The following is a 1,381-nucleotide window of genomic DNA, read 5'->3' as shown; positions in this document are numbered from 1 at the left end:
ATAGTTAGAATAAATGATTTACGAATTGCTGGATTGAAGCTCAAAATTAAAAAAACAGGAAAGGATATCGATTCAAAGTATCAAGAAAATATTGCTGTTTTAGAACAAAAAAACAAAGATCTTAAAATGAAAATGGATACTTATAAAAACGATGTAAGTAGTGATTGGCAATCGTTTAAAAGAGAATTCAAACACGATACCGATGAAATAGGTCAGGCCTTGAAAGATTTAACAGTTGATAATAAAAAATAGTAAGAGGGCGAGTTAATTTTCGCCTTTTTCATTAGATTCAAATGCAGCATCCCAAAATGTGTGAATGTTGTAACTAATCCAAAAAGTTATATAACAGTTTGAAATTCTATTTATTGCAACTTTGTATGGTAATCAATTAGAAACCAAAAAAGGGTTTCCGTAGAAAAAAAAGTTTTAATACGAGAACTTATTTATTCCATTTATAAATTTAAAAAACAACAATTATGAGCAATTTACTCTACACAATCGCAGTGATTTTAGTTATTTTTTGGGCCATTGGATTCTTTGCCTATAGCGCTGGATCAATCATTCACATACTTCTTGTTATAGCCATCGTTGCAGTATTATTGCGACTAATTCAAGGAAAAAGTTTATAAAAAAATTAAATAGAAAAAAATAGAAATTATGAATTCAAGTAAAGTATTATTAGGAGTTTTAGGTGGCTTGGCCGCTGGTGCATTGGCAGGAATTTTGTTTGCACCCGATAAAGGATCTAAAACAAGAAAAAAAATCGTGGACAAAAGCAAAGGTTTTGCAGATGATATGAAAGGAAAATTTGAAGAATTATACGAAGATGTAACCGACAAATATGAAAACCTTTTGCAAGATGCCAAAGGATTGGTTTCAAAAAATCAAGTGAAATAATCTATTATTTAAAAAAAGGATTATAAATAATGGTGCAACAAGATTTGAAAAAGGCAATATGAAAGTAGATGATTGTAATAAGACAACTTTAATAGTGCTAAAGCGAAACATGCTAGGAATAATAGTCGTTGTTTTTCACCTTTGTCAGACTCTAAAGGCAGTTTCAATTATTGTTGCATTATTTTCGTTTCAAAAAAATTACAATTTATCTCAAGGGTTTATTTTAACAAATATATTAAATAGGAGTTTTAATGAAACCTACTAAAGAACAAGATATTTTGAAAGAATCCATCGCTTTGATGGAAACTAAACTCGCCAGAAAATTAATCTTAGCTAACAAGAAATCTGTAAGCAAAAACGAGGAAATTGAAATAAACTCAAAAGATTTAATATTAGTAAACAATGAACTCGGCTTGCAATACAAAGAAAGAGGAATTCTTACGGCGGAATTGATTTTAGCAAACAAAAATCTCGCTTTTCAATA

The 1,381-nt window shown here is 29.3% G+C and carries 3 protein-coding genes and 1 pseudogene; all 4 read left to right on the top strand.

Going from position 1 to position 1,381, the window contains the following annotated elements:
• Window positions 1-252 (top strand): annotated as a pseudogene (locus tag EKL98_RS17685) (peptidase M23); the annotation flags it as partial.
• A 224-nt stretch (window positions 253-476) separates the two neighbouring features.
• On the top strand, window positions 477-629 hold the full coding sequence (locus EKL98_RS15975; RefSeq protein WP_126563147.1) for a lmo0937 family membrane protein: 153 nt from the start codon (window positions 477-479) through the stop codon (window positions 627-629).
• 28 nt (window positions 630-657) lie between these two features.
• Window positions 658-897, top strand: a complete 240-nt coding sequence (locus EKL98_RS15970; RefSeq protein WP_126563146.1) for a YtxH domain-containing protein — start codon at window positions 658-660, stop codon at window positions 895-897.
• Between the two features lie 251 nt (window positions 898-1,148).
• Window positions 1,149-1,381 (top strand): hypothetical protein (locus tag EKL98_RS15965; protein WP_394343487.1); only part of this gene is annotated, 233 nt, incomplete at its 3' end.

The sequence above is a fragment of the Flavobacterium bomense genome, assembly GCF_003970355.1.
Note: the sequence above shows the minus strand (reverse complement) of the source record. Positions and strands in the feature narration are given on the sequence as shown.